The sequence below is a fragment of the Hyunsoonleella sp. J2K-J805 genome (assembly GCF_057167125.1).
Genome location: NZ_CM169901.1, coordinates 50321 through 64929 on the forward strand (window position 1 = coordinate 50321; position 14609 = coordinate 64929).

10 protein-coding genes are annotated in these 14609 nt (G+C 33.4%); 6 read left to right on the forward strand and 4 right to left on the reverse strand.

Annotated elements, in window-relative coordinates:
- Nucleotides 1–12: 12 nt before the first annotated feature.
- Nucleotides 13–1617: a transcription termination factor Rho gene (rho, locus tag AC1B0Z_RS00200; RefSeq protein ID WP_483793442.1), complete on the reverse strand. Its 1605-nt coding sequence runs from the start codon at nt 1615–1617 to the stop codon at nt 13–15.
- Nucleotides 1618–1816: 199 nt separating this feature from the next.
- On the opposite strand from rho, the gene AC1B0Z_RS00205 reads away from it, so the two are divergent.
- Nucleotides 1817–2227 (forward strand): DUF4293 domain-containing protein, encoded by a 411-nt coding sequence (locus AC1B0Z_RS00205; protein WP_483793443.1) that lies wholly within the window; start codon nt 1817–1819, stop codon nt 2225–2227.
- A 427-nt stretch (nt 2228–2654) separates the two neighbouring features.
- Here the strand turns inward: AC1B0Z_RS00205 and AC1B0Z_RS00210 are convergent, their stop codons facing one another.
- Nucleotides 2655–3083, reverse strand: a complete 429-nt coding sequence (locus AC1B0Z_RS00210; RefSeq protein ID WP_483793445.1) for an FKBP-type peptidyl-prolyl cis-trans isomerase — start codon at nt 3081–3083, stop codon at nt 2655–2657.
- A 407-nt stretch (nt 3084–3490) separates the two neighbouring features.
- Here AC1B0Z_RS00210 and AC1B0Z_RS00215 point away from each other — a divergent pair, with 407 nt between their 5' ends.
- A complete protein-coding gene (locus AC1B0Z_RS00215; RefSeq protein WP_483793446.1) occupies nt 3491–4345 on the forward strand; it encodes a GH12 family glycosyl hydrolase domain-containing protein in 855 nt (284 codons plus the stop codon).
- A gap of 22 nt (nt 4346–4367) precedes the next feature.
- On the opposite strand, the gene AC1B0Z_RS00220 is transcribed toward AC1B0Z_RS00215, so the two are convergent.
- The gene (locus AC1B0Z_RS00220) at nt 4368–4862 is read right to left on the reverse strand and encodes a metallophosphoesterase family protein (protein WP_483793448.1); all 495 of its coding nucleotides are present in this window, start codon (nt 4860–4862) and stop codon (nt 4368–4370) included.
- Between the two features lie 128 nt (nt 4863–4990).
- On the opposite strand from AC1B0Z_RS00220, the gene AC1B0Z_RS00225 reads away from it, so the two are divergent.
- From AC1B0Z_RS00225 to AC1B0Z_RS00240, 4 genes are all read left to right on the forward strand, one after another.
- On the forward strand, nt 4991–7765 hold the full coding sequence (locus AC1B0Z_RS00225; protein ID WP_483793450.1) for a hybrid sensor histidine kinase/response regulator transcription factor: 2775 nt from the start codon (nt 4991–4993) through the stop codon (nt 7763–7765).
- Between the two features lie 174 nt (nt 7766–7939).
- Nucleotides 7940–8425, forward strand: a complete 486-nt coding sequence (locus AC1B0Z_RS00230) for a YybH family protein (protein WP_483793451.1) — start codon at nt 7940–7942, stop codon at nt 8423–8425.
- Between the two features lie 454 nt (nt 8426–8879).
- Entirely contained in the window at nt 8880–9623 is a 744-nt protein-coding gene (gene truA, locus AC1B0Z_RS00235; RefSeq protein WP_483793452.1) for a tRNA pseudouridine(38-40) synthase TruA, read from the forward strand.
- Complete coding sequence (locus AC1B0Z_RS00240; protein ID WP_483793453.1) at nt 9624–11393, forward strand: ABC transporter ATP-binding protein; 1770 nt, start codon at nt 9624–9626, stop codon at nt 11391–11393.
- Here AC1B0Z_RS00240 and AC1B0Z_RS00245 read toward each other — a convergent pair.
- Nucleotides 11390–14605, reverse strand: a complete 3216-nt coding sequence (locus tag AC1B0Z_RS00245) for a CHAT domain-containing protein (RefSeq protein WP_483793455.1) — start codon at nt 14603–14605, stop codon at nt 11390–11392. The genes AC1B0Z_RS00240 and AC1B0Z_RS00245 overlap by 4 nt on opposite strands.
- Nucleotides 14606–14609 lie beyond the last annotated feature (4 nt).

Here is a 14609-nt window from a genome sequence, read left to right on the forward strand (position 1 = left end):
TCAGCTTCCTAATTATCCATTCATGGATATTAAAAATTCTTCATTATTTCTTGTTTGTTTAAAGCGTTCGTTGATGAATTCCATAGCCTCCACAGGATTCATATCTGCTAAATATTTGCGCATTACCCACATACGTTGAACGGTATTGTCATCCAATAATTTGTCATCACGACGCGTACTTGAAGACGTAAGGTCGATAGCAGGGAAAATTCTACGGTTAGATATTTTTCTATCCAACTGAAGTTCCATATTACCAGTTCCCTTAAATTCTTCAAAAATTACTTCGTCCATTTTAGAACCAGTTTCAGTAAGTGCCGTAGCTATAATAGTTAAAGAACCACCATTTTCAATATTACGAGCAGCACCAAAGAAACGTTTTGGTCTATGTAATGCATTAGCATCAACACCACCCGATAATATTTTACCAGAGGCAGGTTGTACCGTATTGTAAGCTCTTGCCAAACGTGTAATAGAATCTAAAAGAATGACAACATCATGTCCACATTCTACCAATCGCTTTGCTTTTTCAAGAACAATATCTGCAATCTTTACATGCTCATGGGCTTCCTTATCAAATGTAGAAGCAATCACTTCTCCACGCACATTACGCTGCATATCTGTAACCTCTTCAGGACGTTCATCAATCAATAAAATCATTTGATATACTTCGGGATGATTCGCTGCAATGGCATTGGCAACATCCTTAAGTAACATGGTTTTACCAGTTTTTGGTTGTGATACAATCATACCACGCTGTCCTTTTCCTATCGGAGCGAACAAGTCCATAATTCTAGTAGAAATGGTGCTTTGGCGTTCTGCCAAATTAAATTTTTCTTCAGGAAATAACGGCGTTAAATGTTCAAAAGCAACGCGGTCTCTAACTACATTAGGGTCTTGCCCATTAATTTTACTCACTTTAATTAAAGGGAAGTATTTTTCACCTTCTTTAGGCGGGCGCACATGTCCTAAAACCGTATCACCTTTTTTAAGACCAAACAATCTAATTTGCGATTGTGATACATAAATATCATCAGGAGACGATAAATAATTGTAGTCTGAGGATCTTAAAAATCCGTAACCATCCTGCATAATATCTAATACGCCTTCACTTTCAATGATGGCATCAAATTCAAAATCAGGTTCACGGTAACGGTTTCTATTGTCCTTATTACCATTATTACCATTGTTGCCTTTATTCTTATGGTTCTGATTTTTGTGCTGGTGGTTATTGTCGCGTCTTTGGTTTTGGTTACGCTGTTTGTTATCGCGCTGCCCTCTGTTCTGTTGAGTGTTATTCTGCTTTTGGCTGTCGTTAGACGTGTCTTTCTCAGCCGATTTTTCCTGTCCATTATCAGAGGCTTTATTGTCTTTCGGGCTAGAATCGTTTTTATGCTCTTTCTGTACGCGCTGTCTAGGTTTTCTAGCAGGTTGTTCTGTTTTTGCGTCTGGGGTAGGCACCGCTTCTTTTACTACTTTAGGATCTGCTGCTTGCTTATCTAATATTTGATACACTAAATCCAATTTCTTCATCGAGCGGAATTTTGGAATACTTAATTGTTTTGCAATATCTTGTAAATCAGTAAGTTTCTTTTCTTTTAATTGTGAAATTTCAAACATGAATGTTTAATTATATGCTATTATATTGAATATAAAATTTGAGTTTTCTGAAAAAAATAGATTTTTTATTCTGAAGAATTAACAACCTGAATTGGCGGTTGTTGAGAATTATTACTGCAATAATACAACTTTATTTTAATTTAAGCTGTCAAATTAATAAAGAAACTACTATTTTTGCTTTCCAGATTATAAAACTTACATGTTACAACGCATTCAAACAGTATATTTGTTATTGGCGGCTACCAGTGCGCTAGGGCTTATCTTCGTGTTCCATTTATGGATAACCAACGATGGTACCACTGTTTTTGCTAAAGATAAGTTACCGTTTTTCGCCGTATTTTTAGCATCGGGAGCGTTGTCATTAATCACCATATTTTTATTTAAAAACAGGAAGCTTCAATTTGTTTTGGGGCGCCTTAACATCATATTAAACTTTTTTTTACTAGGATTTTTCGTATATCTATCTCTAAATTTATCTGGAGAAACTGAAGTTTCTGAGAAAGGTATTGGGATGTTTCTTCCTATTATTTCTATCGTGTTTTTGGCCTTGGCCAATAAAGCCATTAAAAAGGATGAAGATCTTGTAAAATCTGTAGACAGATTACGTTAAACCTAACATCTTAGTAGTATTAGTGCGTAAGCCCAAGGTGAAGATCTTGGGCTTTTTTAGTGAAACCCTATTTTGAAAAGTTGCAAAGCAACGCATTCAAAATAGTTGGTTGAACTAATCCCGCTGAAGAGCGGGATATGTGGCCTCCCTTAATCCCTCCTAGGGTCGGGTTGGGCTTTCCGTTACAAGTCCTCACACCTCCTGCGTTGGGCTGTGGGCTTTCCTCTGCTATCCCTAACGCACCTGTCCGCCTAGGTTTTTGCTTTTATCAAGGTGTTCCATATTTGCCTAGGAAAGTAATCTATAAAACAAGAACACAAAAAAGCCTGAAAATATGTTTCAGGCCGTTTTTCATCTTTTTTAATCCCTTAATATAAGAGTAAGCCAGTCCTTCCCAACTGGGCGCATTTAGGAGGGGCTTCTTGTTTTATTTTATCTCAACAAGTTCTAACTCAAAAGTTAAATCCTGTCCAGCAAGAGGATGATTTGCATCTAGAATAATAGAATCTTCCTTTACTTCAGCAACACGAAATTGTACCTCTCTACCAGTTTCGTCTTTAGAGGCAACTCCCATGCCAACTTCAGGTGTCATTTCTGGAGGAAGCTGTTCTTTTTTTACATTATAAAACAATTCTTTTTGCACTTCGCCATAAGCCTCACCTACAGGAATATTAATGGTTTTCTTTTCGCTCACCTTCATATTAATAATACTTTGTTCAAAACCAGGAATAAGCATACCTTGTCCTAAAGTCACTTCAAGCGGTTCGCGCTCTAATGAGCTGTCAAAAACCTGCCCGTTGCTTAATTTTCCTGTGTAATGTACTTTTACAGTATCATTTTCTTTTACTACACTCATAATATATTTATATTTTTTATCGCGCAAAATTACAACTAATCTATGGATAATGCAGAGGGTTTTATACATAAAACGGTTTTGTTTAATTGCTTTAAAGTGCTAACGCTTATAGTTTAGAGATGCTATTCTGAGGCAATTTTAAGGCCTTTACATGTATTTTGTAATTCTTTGCTTTACATAACCTTAATCTTTTACTTTGATTATACTCAGAACAAGCTTTTTAGAAGGAAAAATCATACGCAATAATTTCCCTTTTAGAATGAGGGGTTAAAGGCTGTGTTTCTCAAGTAAAGCATTGTTTTTTTTGAATTTACCAGAAAAATTAGCGTAATTGGTTTGTCGTTTCTTTATGCTTTCAAATAGAATTATATTTTGAGTCTTGACAGGAATTACAAAAAAAATTATGAATGAAAAACGAGAGTAGAATGATTAAATTGAGGTTTTTAGTTCTTGTTTTTTTTATTGGTTTGATATCATGCCAGCAAAAAAAGACCACTTGGGTAAAACCAGAATCCATTACAATAAACTGTGAAGACTATTTTTCTGTTGAGACAGAACTTGGTGTACTAAATAATAATGTATGGAATAAACTTGCAGCAAAAGATGATGATTGGAGTCAATGTTTAGAAAAAAAGCAGGTTGATAGTCTATTTCGATATGGATGGTCTTGGTCTTGGCCAATGGGTAGAAGCGTTATTTATGCATATCCACAAATTAAAATTGGCGCATCACCTTGGTTGCCAGAACCAAAGTTTGATAGCAGATTCCCTTTAGAAATATCAAAACTTAAGGAATTAGCCATTGCACATGATGTAGAGATTTTTGCAAATGGAGATTATAATTTAGCGACAACTATGTGGTTGGTAAATGAGCCGGACATAGGCACTAAACCAAACCCTGATATTATTGCTGCTGAAATCATGATATGGACATTTGCTACCGAAAATCATTTTGAACCTGCAGGAAAAAAGTATGGAGAATTGCATACGCCTAATCATATATGGGAAGTTTGGCTAAATAAAGATTGGTCTGATATGTCAGGGCAAAATGATAATAAATGGACTAATATTACATTTAAGGCTAAAGATTTTTCAGTTAAATCTAAGATTGATGGTAAAGTTCTTCTAGATTACGCCATTCAAGAAAATATGCTGTCATCACACTTGCTCATAGCAGATATTGAACTTGGAAATGAGATTATGAGTGGCTCAGGGTTAACATGGATTAAGGCCTTTGATGTAGATATAAAAATGATCAATTAAGCACAATAAAGAACTAATTCTTCTATCGTCTCTTAAACTCAACAACCTCCAAATTATCAATTTTTTTGCCATCAATAGTAAAACGGAGCATGGTTCTGGTTTTATGGAACCCATGTTTACCAACTGCCCCTGGATTCATGTGGATGAGGTTTAGTTTTTTATCTGGCATTACTTTTAAAATATGCGAATGTCCGCAAATAAAAAGTCGTGGTGGATTTTGTTTTATCGTTTCAGCAACACGCATATTGTATTTTGGCGGATAACCACCAATATGGGTTATCCAAACATCAACATCTTCACACATAAAGCGGTTATGTTCTGGGAATTCTAAACGCACTTCGGCATCATCAATATTACCATATACCCCTCGCAACGGTTTTATAGCTTTTATAGCATCGGTAACTTTTAAACTGCCAATATCTCCAGCATGCCATACTTCATCAGCTTGTTTTACGTATTTTAAAATATCCTTGTCTATATAGCTGTGTGTGTCAGAAAGTAGGAGTATTTTAGTCATTAATTTGAAACTGTAATTTGTGTTTGTAAAGTTATATATTCTTAGTTTAATTTATAATGGTTTTATAATCAGACTTTATTTGACTTTGTCAGAAAAAAAAGACTACATTAGTTTATTAGTCATCGTTAATGAAAATAGTCTTCATATTTATAGGTTCACTATTTTTTTTGAGTACTGCTTTTGCTCAAAAAGATAAAGGCTCCCTTTTTGAAATTTGGCATACTGAAACGCTTCATGATTCAATAAGATTTGAAGCCATGACCAATTTAATTGAAGATTATTATCTGTTTACAAAAACGGATAGTGCACTTGTTTTAGGAAAGCAAATGCTAGATTTAGCTAAAAAGAAAAATAGTAATCGGTATCAAATTGATGCTAATATTTTAATGGGCAAAGCCTATCGTTCTGGAGATTTGTATTTAGAATATGATGATTATATCAATGCTTTTAAATCACTACAAAAATCACAAAAACACTATAGAGAATTAGGGGACAGATTAAACGAAGGTTGGAGTGCTACTTACCAAGGTTTTATTTTTCAAACTTTAGGGGATTTCAAACAAGCCGAAAAGCATCATTTAGAGCATTTAAAGTTAAGTGAGAAATACGGAATTAAACGAAGTATTTCTGGAGCTAATGGAAATTTAGCGAATGTTTATCATAAAATGGGAGATATTCCAAAATCTATAAAACATTGGAAAGAAGCTATTCGAATATCAAAAGAAATAGGTCTTTATGAATATGCCACTGTTGGAACTGGTTATCTACTTTCACTTTACATAAAAGAGAAAAGATATCCTGAAGCTATTAAATATTTAGAGGAATATAAAACGGTTACCTCGCAATTTGCCACACCAAAATATTCAAGGAATTTTTCAATGGATATTCATTTGTGGCAATGTCAAATAGATTATGGGTTGAAGAAGTATAATAAAGCTTTAAAAGAATGTGAAGCTTGTCTTGAAGTTTATGAATCTAATAATTGGAAACCAGAAGCAAATCTTTTAAAAAGCCTTTATGATATTAATAAAAAATTAAACCGACCAGCATTAGCTCTTGATTTTTACGAAAAGTACCAAGTTTTAGTAAATGATAAAAAAGAAGACAAGGCAAGAACAGAAATTCAAAATATCATTTTTAATAATCAATTAGTTGCAGACAGTATTGCTCAAGCACAAGAAAAAGAATTATTGAATGTAAATTATGAAGAGGGTTTGCGCAAAAAGAACAGAGAGAAGAATCTATTTTTAATTATTGGACTTTTGATCTTATTAATTTCTGGTGTCTATTTTCTAATTTCCAGAAGAATAGCAGCTAACGAAAGTAAACGACTTATGGAGATTAACCAGCTAAAAAACGCTTTATTTACAAATATTACACATGAATTTAGAACGCCACTTACCGTTATAAAAGGAATGACGAGTAATATTAAATCGGATTTAAATAATCAACAAACTGACCATCTTGAAAAAGCAGTAGAGATTATTGATAGGAATAGTGATAGTTTATTAAATTTAATAAATGAGATGCTAGATTTAGCTAAGATTGAAAGTGGTCATGTGGAGTTAAATTTAGTTCAAATTGATAGTATTCCTTTTACCAAATATCTAACTCAAAGCTTTCAATCCCTTGCTGAAGAAAAGCATATTGATTTTTCAGTAAACTGCGAATTAGAGCGTCTTAATATGGATTTAGACGTGAATAAATTCACAGCCATTGTCACCAATTTAATTTCTAACGCCATTAAATTTACTGCGCAACATGGTAAAGTTGAAGTTTTTATTGAAAAGGTTCAGAAAAAACACGCGCCCTGTTTTTACTTTAAAGTAAAAGATAGTGGTTTAGGCATATCAAAAGAAGAACAGCAGCATGTTTTTGATAAATTCTATCAAGTAGATAACTCATCATCCAAACTAGAGAAAGGCTCAGGGATAGGATTGGCATTAGTTAAAGAGTTTGTTGAATTAATGCATGGGTCTATACATGTGGAAAGTACACTCGGGAAAGGCAGTGTATTCAGTGTAAAAATACCTATTACTAACGATGCAAATCAATTAGATGATTCAGAATTAATTACGACATCAACTGTTTCAAAATTCAATAATGAATCAATTTTAGTAGATGATAATCTATTTTCTAACACGTCTAACAAAAATCATCCTTTAGTTCTTATTGTAGAAGATAATAGGGATGTGGCACATTATATTAAAACCTGCTTACAAGGAAACTATCAAATTTTACATGCACCTAATGGAAGTATAGGTATAGAAATGGCATTTGAAAAAATACCCGATGTTATTATTAGCGATGTGATGATGCCGGAAAAAGATGGTTTTGAAGTTTGTGAACTACTAAAAACAGATGAGCTCACCAATCATATTCCAATAATCATGCTTACAGCTAAAGCTACTTTTGAGGATAGATTAACTGGGCTCTCTCATGGAGCCGATGCTTATTTAACAAAACCATTCAAGAAAGAAGAATTATTAATGCGTATAGATCAGCTAATTCTTTTGCGTAAAACAATATTGAATAAGTTTGAAAAAACAGGAATAGACAGACTTCTTAATAAAAACATTAAAAATTCTGAAACAAAATTTCTTAATAAAATTATAACCGTTATTTATGATAATATAACTCAGGCAGAATTCGGACCTTTGGAATTAGCCATTCAATTGGGTTTAAGTGAATCGCAACTTTATAGAAAATTAAAAGCTACAAGCGGAAAATCTACAGCACTGTTTATAAGATCTATAAGACTGCAAAAAGGCAAAGAATTACTTCAAACTACCAATAAAACAATTTCTGAAATTGCTTATGATGTTGGGTTTAATGACCCCTCATATTTTAGTCGGGCTTTTAAAAAAGAATTTGGTGATGCGCCAAGTGCGATATCAAAATAATATAGCGTAAAAGTCCTATATACGGGCAATTTGTTACTAAAAAATCCATCTTCAAATTCTATAATTCTCATAAACTGTCCTAGTTTTTGAAGAAATAGTACAAGCCATAATTTAGAATATCCTCTAAAATTGTACTGTAATTAAAACAATCTTTTAACCATTAAATTAAATATTATGAAATCAAGATTAACATTAGTAAGTATTATGTTTTTAGTATGCTTTGGGACTAGTTGTAACGCACAAGTGGATCTTATTAACGATGAGTTTCCCGAGGCACAACAAGAAGTTATGGAAACCTTTGGGGCAATTGCTCAAAGCATTAAAGATGGTGATTTAGATAAACTAATATCGTATCACGCGTATGGCTCAAAATTTACAGAATTTAAGAATGGAGAACCACGAAACGGAGGTGAGGCAAATGAAACTCACGAGCGTAATGTTTTTGGTGCAGTAACCGAAGTCGTGAAATTCGATGCGAAAGATTTAAAAATTGCCGTTTACGGTGATGTTGCAAATCTTACTTTTCATTCCGATTTTCAATTGAAGTTTGGAGAAGACTTGGTAGTTGTTAACGATCAAATTACTTTGCTTTTTGTAAAAACTAAAATGGGTTGGAAAATGGTTCATGAACATCATTCGCCATTAAATAAAAAAGAATAATAAAAAGGCTTATTTTTTGATTTGTGTGTTAAATAAAATTATGTATATGTTTTATTTAACACGCATTTTTTTTGGGTCATTAAATTATAACTCGTTATTTACTTGTAAAGTTTTATGACAAATCAAGCAGCTACTTATAGCCGAGACTATTAAACAAACCTCATAAAAAAACTAACTCTCAGTTTAAAAAATAAAATAAGCAAACACACCCGCGTTAGTCCCGGTAGCTATCGGGAGCAGCGGCATCCTTTTTTGAGACTATCGAAACCAAAATATATTTTGGTTGAAGATATCGAAGCGTAGCTTTAAAAAAGATATAGCGGAAAGCCCTCCCGATAGCTATCGGGATTGTGGTAACGCCCAAAACATGTTTTAATATATAATTAAGATTGGAGGTTTCTTTGAGAGATCAAATCTCGCTATCTTTGTGCTTTTATAATAATACACCAAGCCCTTGCGATATTTTATAGAACTTTCTTATAATGGAAAAGCTTACCATGGTTGGCAAATTCAGCCAAAGGCCATAACGATCCAGGAGGTTTTAGAGGATGCGCTGTCTACAGTATTGAATGAAAAAATTGCCGTGGTTGGTGCCGGTAGAACGGATGCTGGCGTACATGCAAAACAAATGTTTGCACATTTTGATACCGAGGCCACCTTTGCCGAAACCGATTTGGTGTATAAACTTAATTCGTTTTTACCGTTTAATATTGCTGTGGCTGATGTTTTTAAGGTTCAGCCAGAGGCACATGCGCGATTTGATGCCGTAAGACGTAGCTATTTGTACCGCGTGGGCTTTAAGAAAAACGTGTTTACGCACCGCAATGCATACTTATTTAAGCAACCATTGGATATGGAAGCGATGAATGCCGCAGCCAAAATTTTATTTGAGTATAAGGATTTTCAATGCTTTTCAAAGACGCATACCGATGTAAAAACGTATTATTGTGATATCATGAAGGCAAAATGGTTTTTGCGTGACGATGAGTTGCATTTTACCATTACTGCCGACCGCTTTTTGCGTAATATGGTACGTGCCATTGTGGGCACGATGATTAACATTGGACTGGGGAAAATTTCGTTGGATGATTTTCATGCGATTATTACCTCTAAAGATAGGAGTGAAGCGGGGTATTCGGTACCGGCCCATGGGTTGTATTTAACCGAGGTGGCGTATCCTAAAACCATAAAACTATAAATGACGAAGAAAAAGGAACAAATATTTGATTTTACACTGTTTAAGCGCTTGTTTAAGTTTATTAGCCCTTATAAAACGGTGTTTATCACGGTGTTTATTTCAGTACTTATTATTGCGGCTTTGGGTGTGGCAACACCTTATTTGCTGCAGCAAGCCATTGATGAAAACTTGACCCAAAAGCTTGAGGCTGGTTTTTTAGGTTTTGTACTAATTATGGTAGGCTTATTGTTCTTGGAGTTTTTGTTTCAGTTGGTATTTATCTTTTATTCAGGTTGGTTAGGGCAACATGTTGTAAAGGACGTAAGGGTGAAATTGTTTAAGCACTTACTACGTTTTAAGATGAAGTACTATGACAATTCTTCTGTTGGAGTATTGATCACACGATCGGTAACCGATATGGAACGTATTGCTGATATTTTTGGACAAGGTTTGTTTCAAATATTTAAGGATTTACTGACTATGATTGTAGTTTCTGGCGCGATGTTTTACATGAACTGGAAATTGAGCTTGATTGTATTTGCTATGTTGCCAATTGTATTGTATGCCACACGACTATTTCAAAAGTACATGAAAAAGGCTTTTGAGGAGGTGCGTACCGAGGTGTCTAACTTAAATTCCTTTGTTCAGGAGCGTTTAACGGGGATGAAAATTTTACAATTGTTCGCTAGAGAGGATATTGAAAATGAAAAGTTCAGACAGATTAACGAACGCCATAAAAAAGGTTGGTTAAAAACGATTTGGTATAACTCTATTTTCTTTCCAATTGCTGAATTATCGTCGTCCATTACTATAGGTTTAGTGGTGTATTTTGGTGGTTTGGGCAATACTTTAAGCGATACAGCGTCTCAAGGTGTTTTGGTGGCGTTTATTATGTTTATTCCAAAATTATTTAGGCCATTACGTCAAATTGCGGATAAGTTCAACACACTACAAATGGGAATGGTGGCGGCTACAAGAGTTTTTAAAGTGCTGGATACTACGTCCCAAATTGACGACCATGGTACCCATGAAGCAGAGCATTTTAAAGGCGATATTACCTTTAAAAACGTTTGGTTTAATTATGTTGAAGATGAACCTGTTTTAAAAGATATTTCTTTTGATGTAAAAGCAGGACAAACCATAGCGATAGTTGGCGCAACGGGTGCAGGAAAATCCACGATTATCAATCTGTTGAATAGGTTTTATGAAATAAAAGATGGTGTTATTGCGATTGATGATAAGGATATTAAGGACGTAACGTTAGCGTCACTACGTACACAAATTGCTGTAGTTTTACAGGATGTATTCTTATTTGCTGACACCATTCTGAATAATATTACACTTAATAATCCAGATATTACAGAAGCAGAAGTTGTTGACGCTGCAAAATCTATTGGTGTACACGAATTTATTAGCAGTTTACCTGGTGGTTATCATTACAATGTGAAAGAGCGTGGTGTGATGCTATCATCTGGTCAGCGTCAGTTAATTTCGTTTTTACGGGCTTATGTAACTAACCCAAGTATTTTAGTTTTGGACGAAGCAACTTCTTCTGTGGATTCATATTCAGAACAATTGATTCAGAATGCTACTGATAAAATTACCAAAGGGCGCACTTCTATAGTTATTGCCCACAGATTAGCTACCGTGAAAAAAGCAGATAAAATTCTAGTGATGGATGCTGGCGAAATTGTAGAACAGGGAACACACAAAGAACTTCTTAAAAAGAAAGATGGCTATTATAAGAACTTATATGAAGTTCAGTTTTTGAAAAAAAAGGAAGTAGCTTAGTTTTTTCTAAGTTTGATGAGTAGGAATATCCCAAGTAGAATAAAAACTGCAATACCTACCCATTGCCAAATAGGCATTCCGTTAGATATTTCAATAGGACTTGTGTCTCCCATCAGCACTAATCCAGCCCAAAATTTAGGCGCAAGTGTTCTGCCTTCTGTATTATCAATGTATTCTAATTTTGCCTGCCTTAAGGCTTCATCTTTAGGTTTACCAGCATTAATGTTTTTGTAAAACGATTCTATGATTTCAGATGTAGAACGCTCATCAACTTTCCACAGGCTAGTCAAAATGCTTTCGCTACCCGCATAATTAAATGCATGTGCTAATGAGATCATTCCTTCACCCGATTGATAACTTGGTTTTCCCGTTTCGCATGCCGTTAAGATGGCCAAATTAGCATTTAGACTAGTGTCATAAATTTCATAGGCGTACAACGAACCATCTTCATCTTCATCCGAAACATTTTTAGCAAAAAGTAATCGAGATAATTCTGGACTAACGTTATTGGATTCGGCATGTGTGCCTATATGGATTATTTTATGTTCGGAGGCATTTTGCTTAAAAATATGTTCCGTAGAATTTTCATTTAAAAAGTAATCACCATCAAAAAGTTTGGCATAAGATTTTGCTAAATCTACATTAAAAGGTTGTTGCAGTAACTGTAAATAGGTTTTGTCTAAATTGATGGAATCGGTGATGGCTAATTTGTAATTCTCCTTCATTGTATCATTAAACTCTGGAGCAAATGCTATAAAGCTGTTTTTGAATTGAGTTGTATTTTTATATTGCTCTAATAAATATAAACTGTAATTGTAAGATATATTGTGCTTTGCAAGAAGACTATTTGTTGCAAGATCTTTAAAAGAGGCTATTTTATTAGGGGTTAGTGTCTCGAAACTTACATTATACAAATCTCCATCTGGGATTATTATAATATTTTCAGTAGTGATTTCAGAGGCAAATGGTTCCCACAAATCTTGGTAAAGATTAAATAATAAATCACGAGTTACTACAAGCGCTTCTTCATTTTTTTCTAAGTTTTTTATATGCTTTTTTATTGTAGAATAATCTAATTTAAATAGTTTTTGACTCTCTTTTTTTAATAGAAATACATATAAGGTTTCATCTATAAAAAAATATCTTAAAACTGAAGTATTAGCGTTTATATCGTCTTTTAAATATGCTAAAGACTCACCAATAGTACCGTAACGCATATTATAATATCTAGGATGATTGTTTTTTATCTCTTCTAAAAAATCATTCCATTCTATATTACTTTGTATAATGTTTTCTATAGCAGTTTCTTCATTTTCTTGATCTTCAATTTTAATATTTAGCTTACTTTTTATACTAAGCTCTTTAGCAATAATATCTTCTGGAACATTAGCAAAAGATATACTATTATTAATATTTAAGCGGGTTCTGATCCTATTGTATAAAGCAGATTCGTGTAAGCTAATTGTTTGGTTTAAGTATTCAGGTTGCTTTGTGAGATTGAATAATTCTAGGTTTATTTTTTTTGCGAAATCGAATACCGATTTGTTGTCTTCTAATAATGTGTTTACACTTTCTAATGAAGAAATAACCGATTTTCGATTTTCTAGAATTTTAATAGCTTCTTCAATTTTTGCTAATATATTTTCTAAGAACGCAACATTTTTATCTTGTTCTAAGTGATATTTAGCTTTAGAATATAATAAAATTAATTCTGCCTTTTTTTCTTCAAAATGAAGTTTGTCGAAGCCTTTTTTTTCTGAATACCTATTGTAAATATCAAAACTTTTATCACACCATTTTATAGTTTGGGCGAAATCTTTTCCATCAAAATTTATAGTGGCAAGCGTTAATATTAAAACGTTTTCTAAATATGTGTTTTCTGAATCTTCTTTAACAACATAATCATAAGCCTTTTTAACATGAGCAACACCCTTATCCTTTTGGCCTATTTTACCTAATAAAATACCAAAGTTCATGGTTTCATAGAGTCTATTAGTGCCATACTCTCCTGGGTTTGCTTTTTCATAATGCATGTCGCTTTTTTTAAAGTAGGACAATGCAGTTTCTAAATTTCCCATTTTATAGTAGGTCGAGCCATAGTCATTATACAAATAGGCCCTCAACTGGTCGTTTTCTTGTTCCATATTGTCTAACGAAGCTTCAGCTTGTTTTAGGTATGTTAGGGCTTCTTCAAGCTCAATTTTGGCATTTTTAACTTCAGCAACAGCTAACGTTGTTAAAAAATATTCTTCGGTATTTGGAGAGAAATTTGCTTGTGCAAATCCATAGGAAAGCTGCGTAATTTGGTCGGATCTGTTAAAATCACCCAAATCAAAATACAAGCTGGATAAATTGGTGTAGCCTAAAGCTATATTTCTTTTTACTCTGGATAAAAGAGGGTGATTATTGGTTTGATTTAAAAACTTTTGATTTAAGATTAATGAGTTTTCCACTAGTTTTCTAGCCTCCGAATACTTACCCTGATTAAATTTTATAAGGAATAAATTTCCGCTTATGGCAGCGGGTAAATAGTATCTGTTTTCTAAATTGTCAGGTAAATTTTTGATGTTTTTAAGTGCGTTTTCAAAATAATAGACAGCACTATCTTGTTTTGATGAAAAGAACATCACAGCTCCCATTAAATTGAAAACACGAGCAGTAACTGCGTAGGGTTTATTTTTATTTTGCGTTATTATACGATTAGCGTTTCGCATGTGTTTTTCTAAATCTTGAATGTCACCTAGTTTCATAGAATAATCGCCTAAATAATATTCAGACGTCACTAATAGGTTTTTATTAGAATTTTTTAGGGCATAAGTTTTTGCTAGTTCTGCATACTCATAGGCTTTGGAAAGCTCACTTTGTTCAAAATATAATTTTGCTAATTCTAAATTTAGTCGGCTTAAAGCTGCATTATTTGTCAAATTTTTAGAAATATCTTTCGAAAGTTGAACAGCATTATTTATAGATTTATTTTTTAGGATTTGAATTTTTCCAAAATCATAAACATAATGGACTAAAGTATCATAATTGCCTTCAGTTTTAAATTTGGTTATTAGAGATGCTAATACAGTTTCAGCTTTTACAATACTATCTGATGCAATTAAGGATTTTATATAATCACCTTTTTTACTGCTATTTTGAGCATGTGTGGTACTTAAAATCAAAGTATTAATTAAAAGAATAAGAAAGTATTTGAGCTGAAATTTCATAACG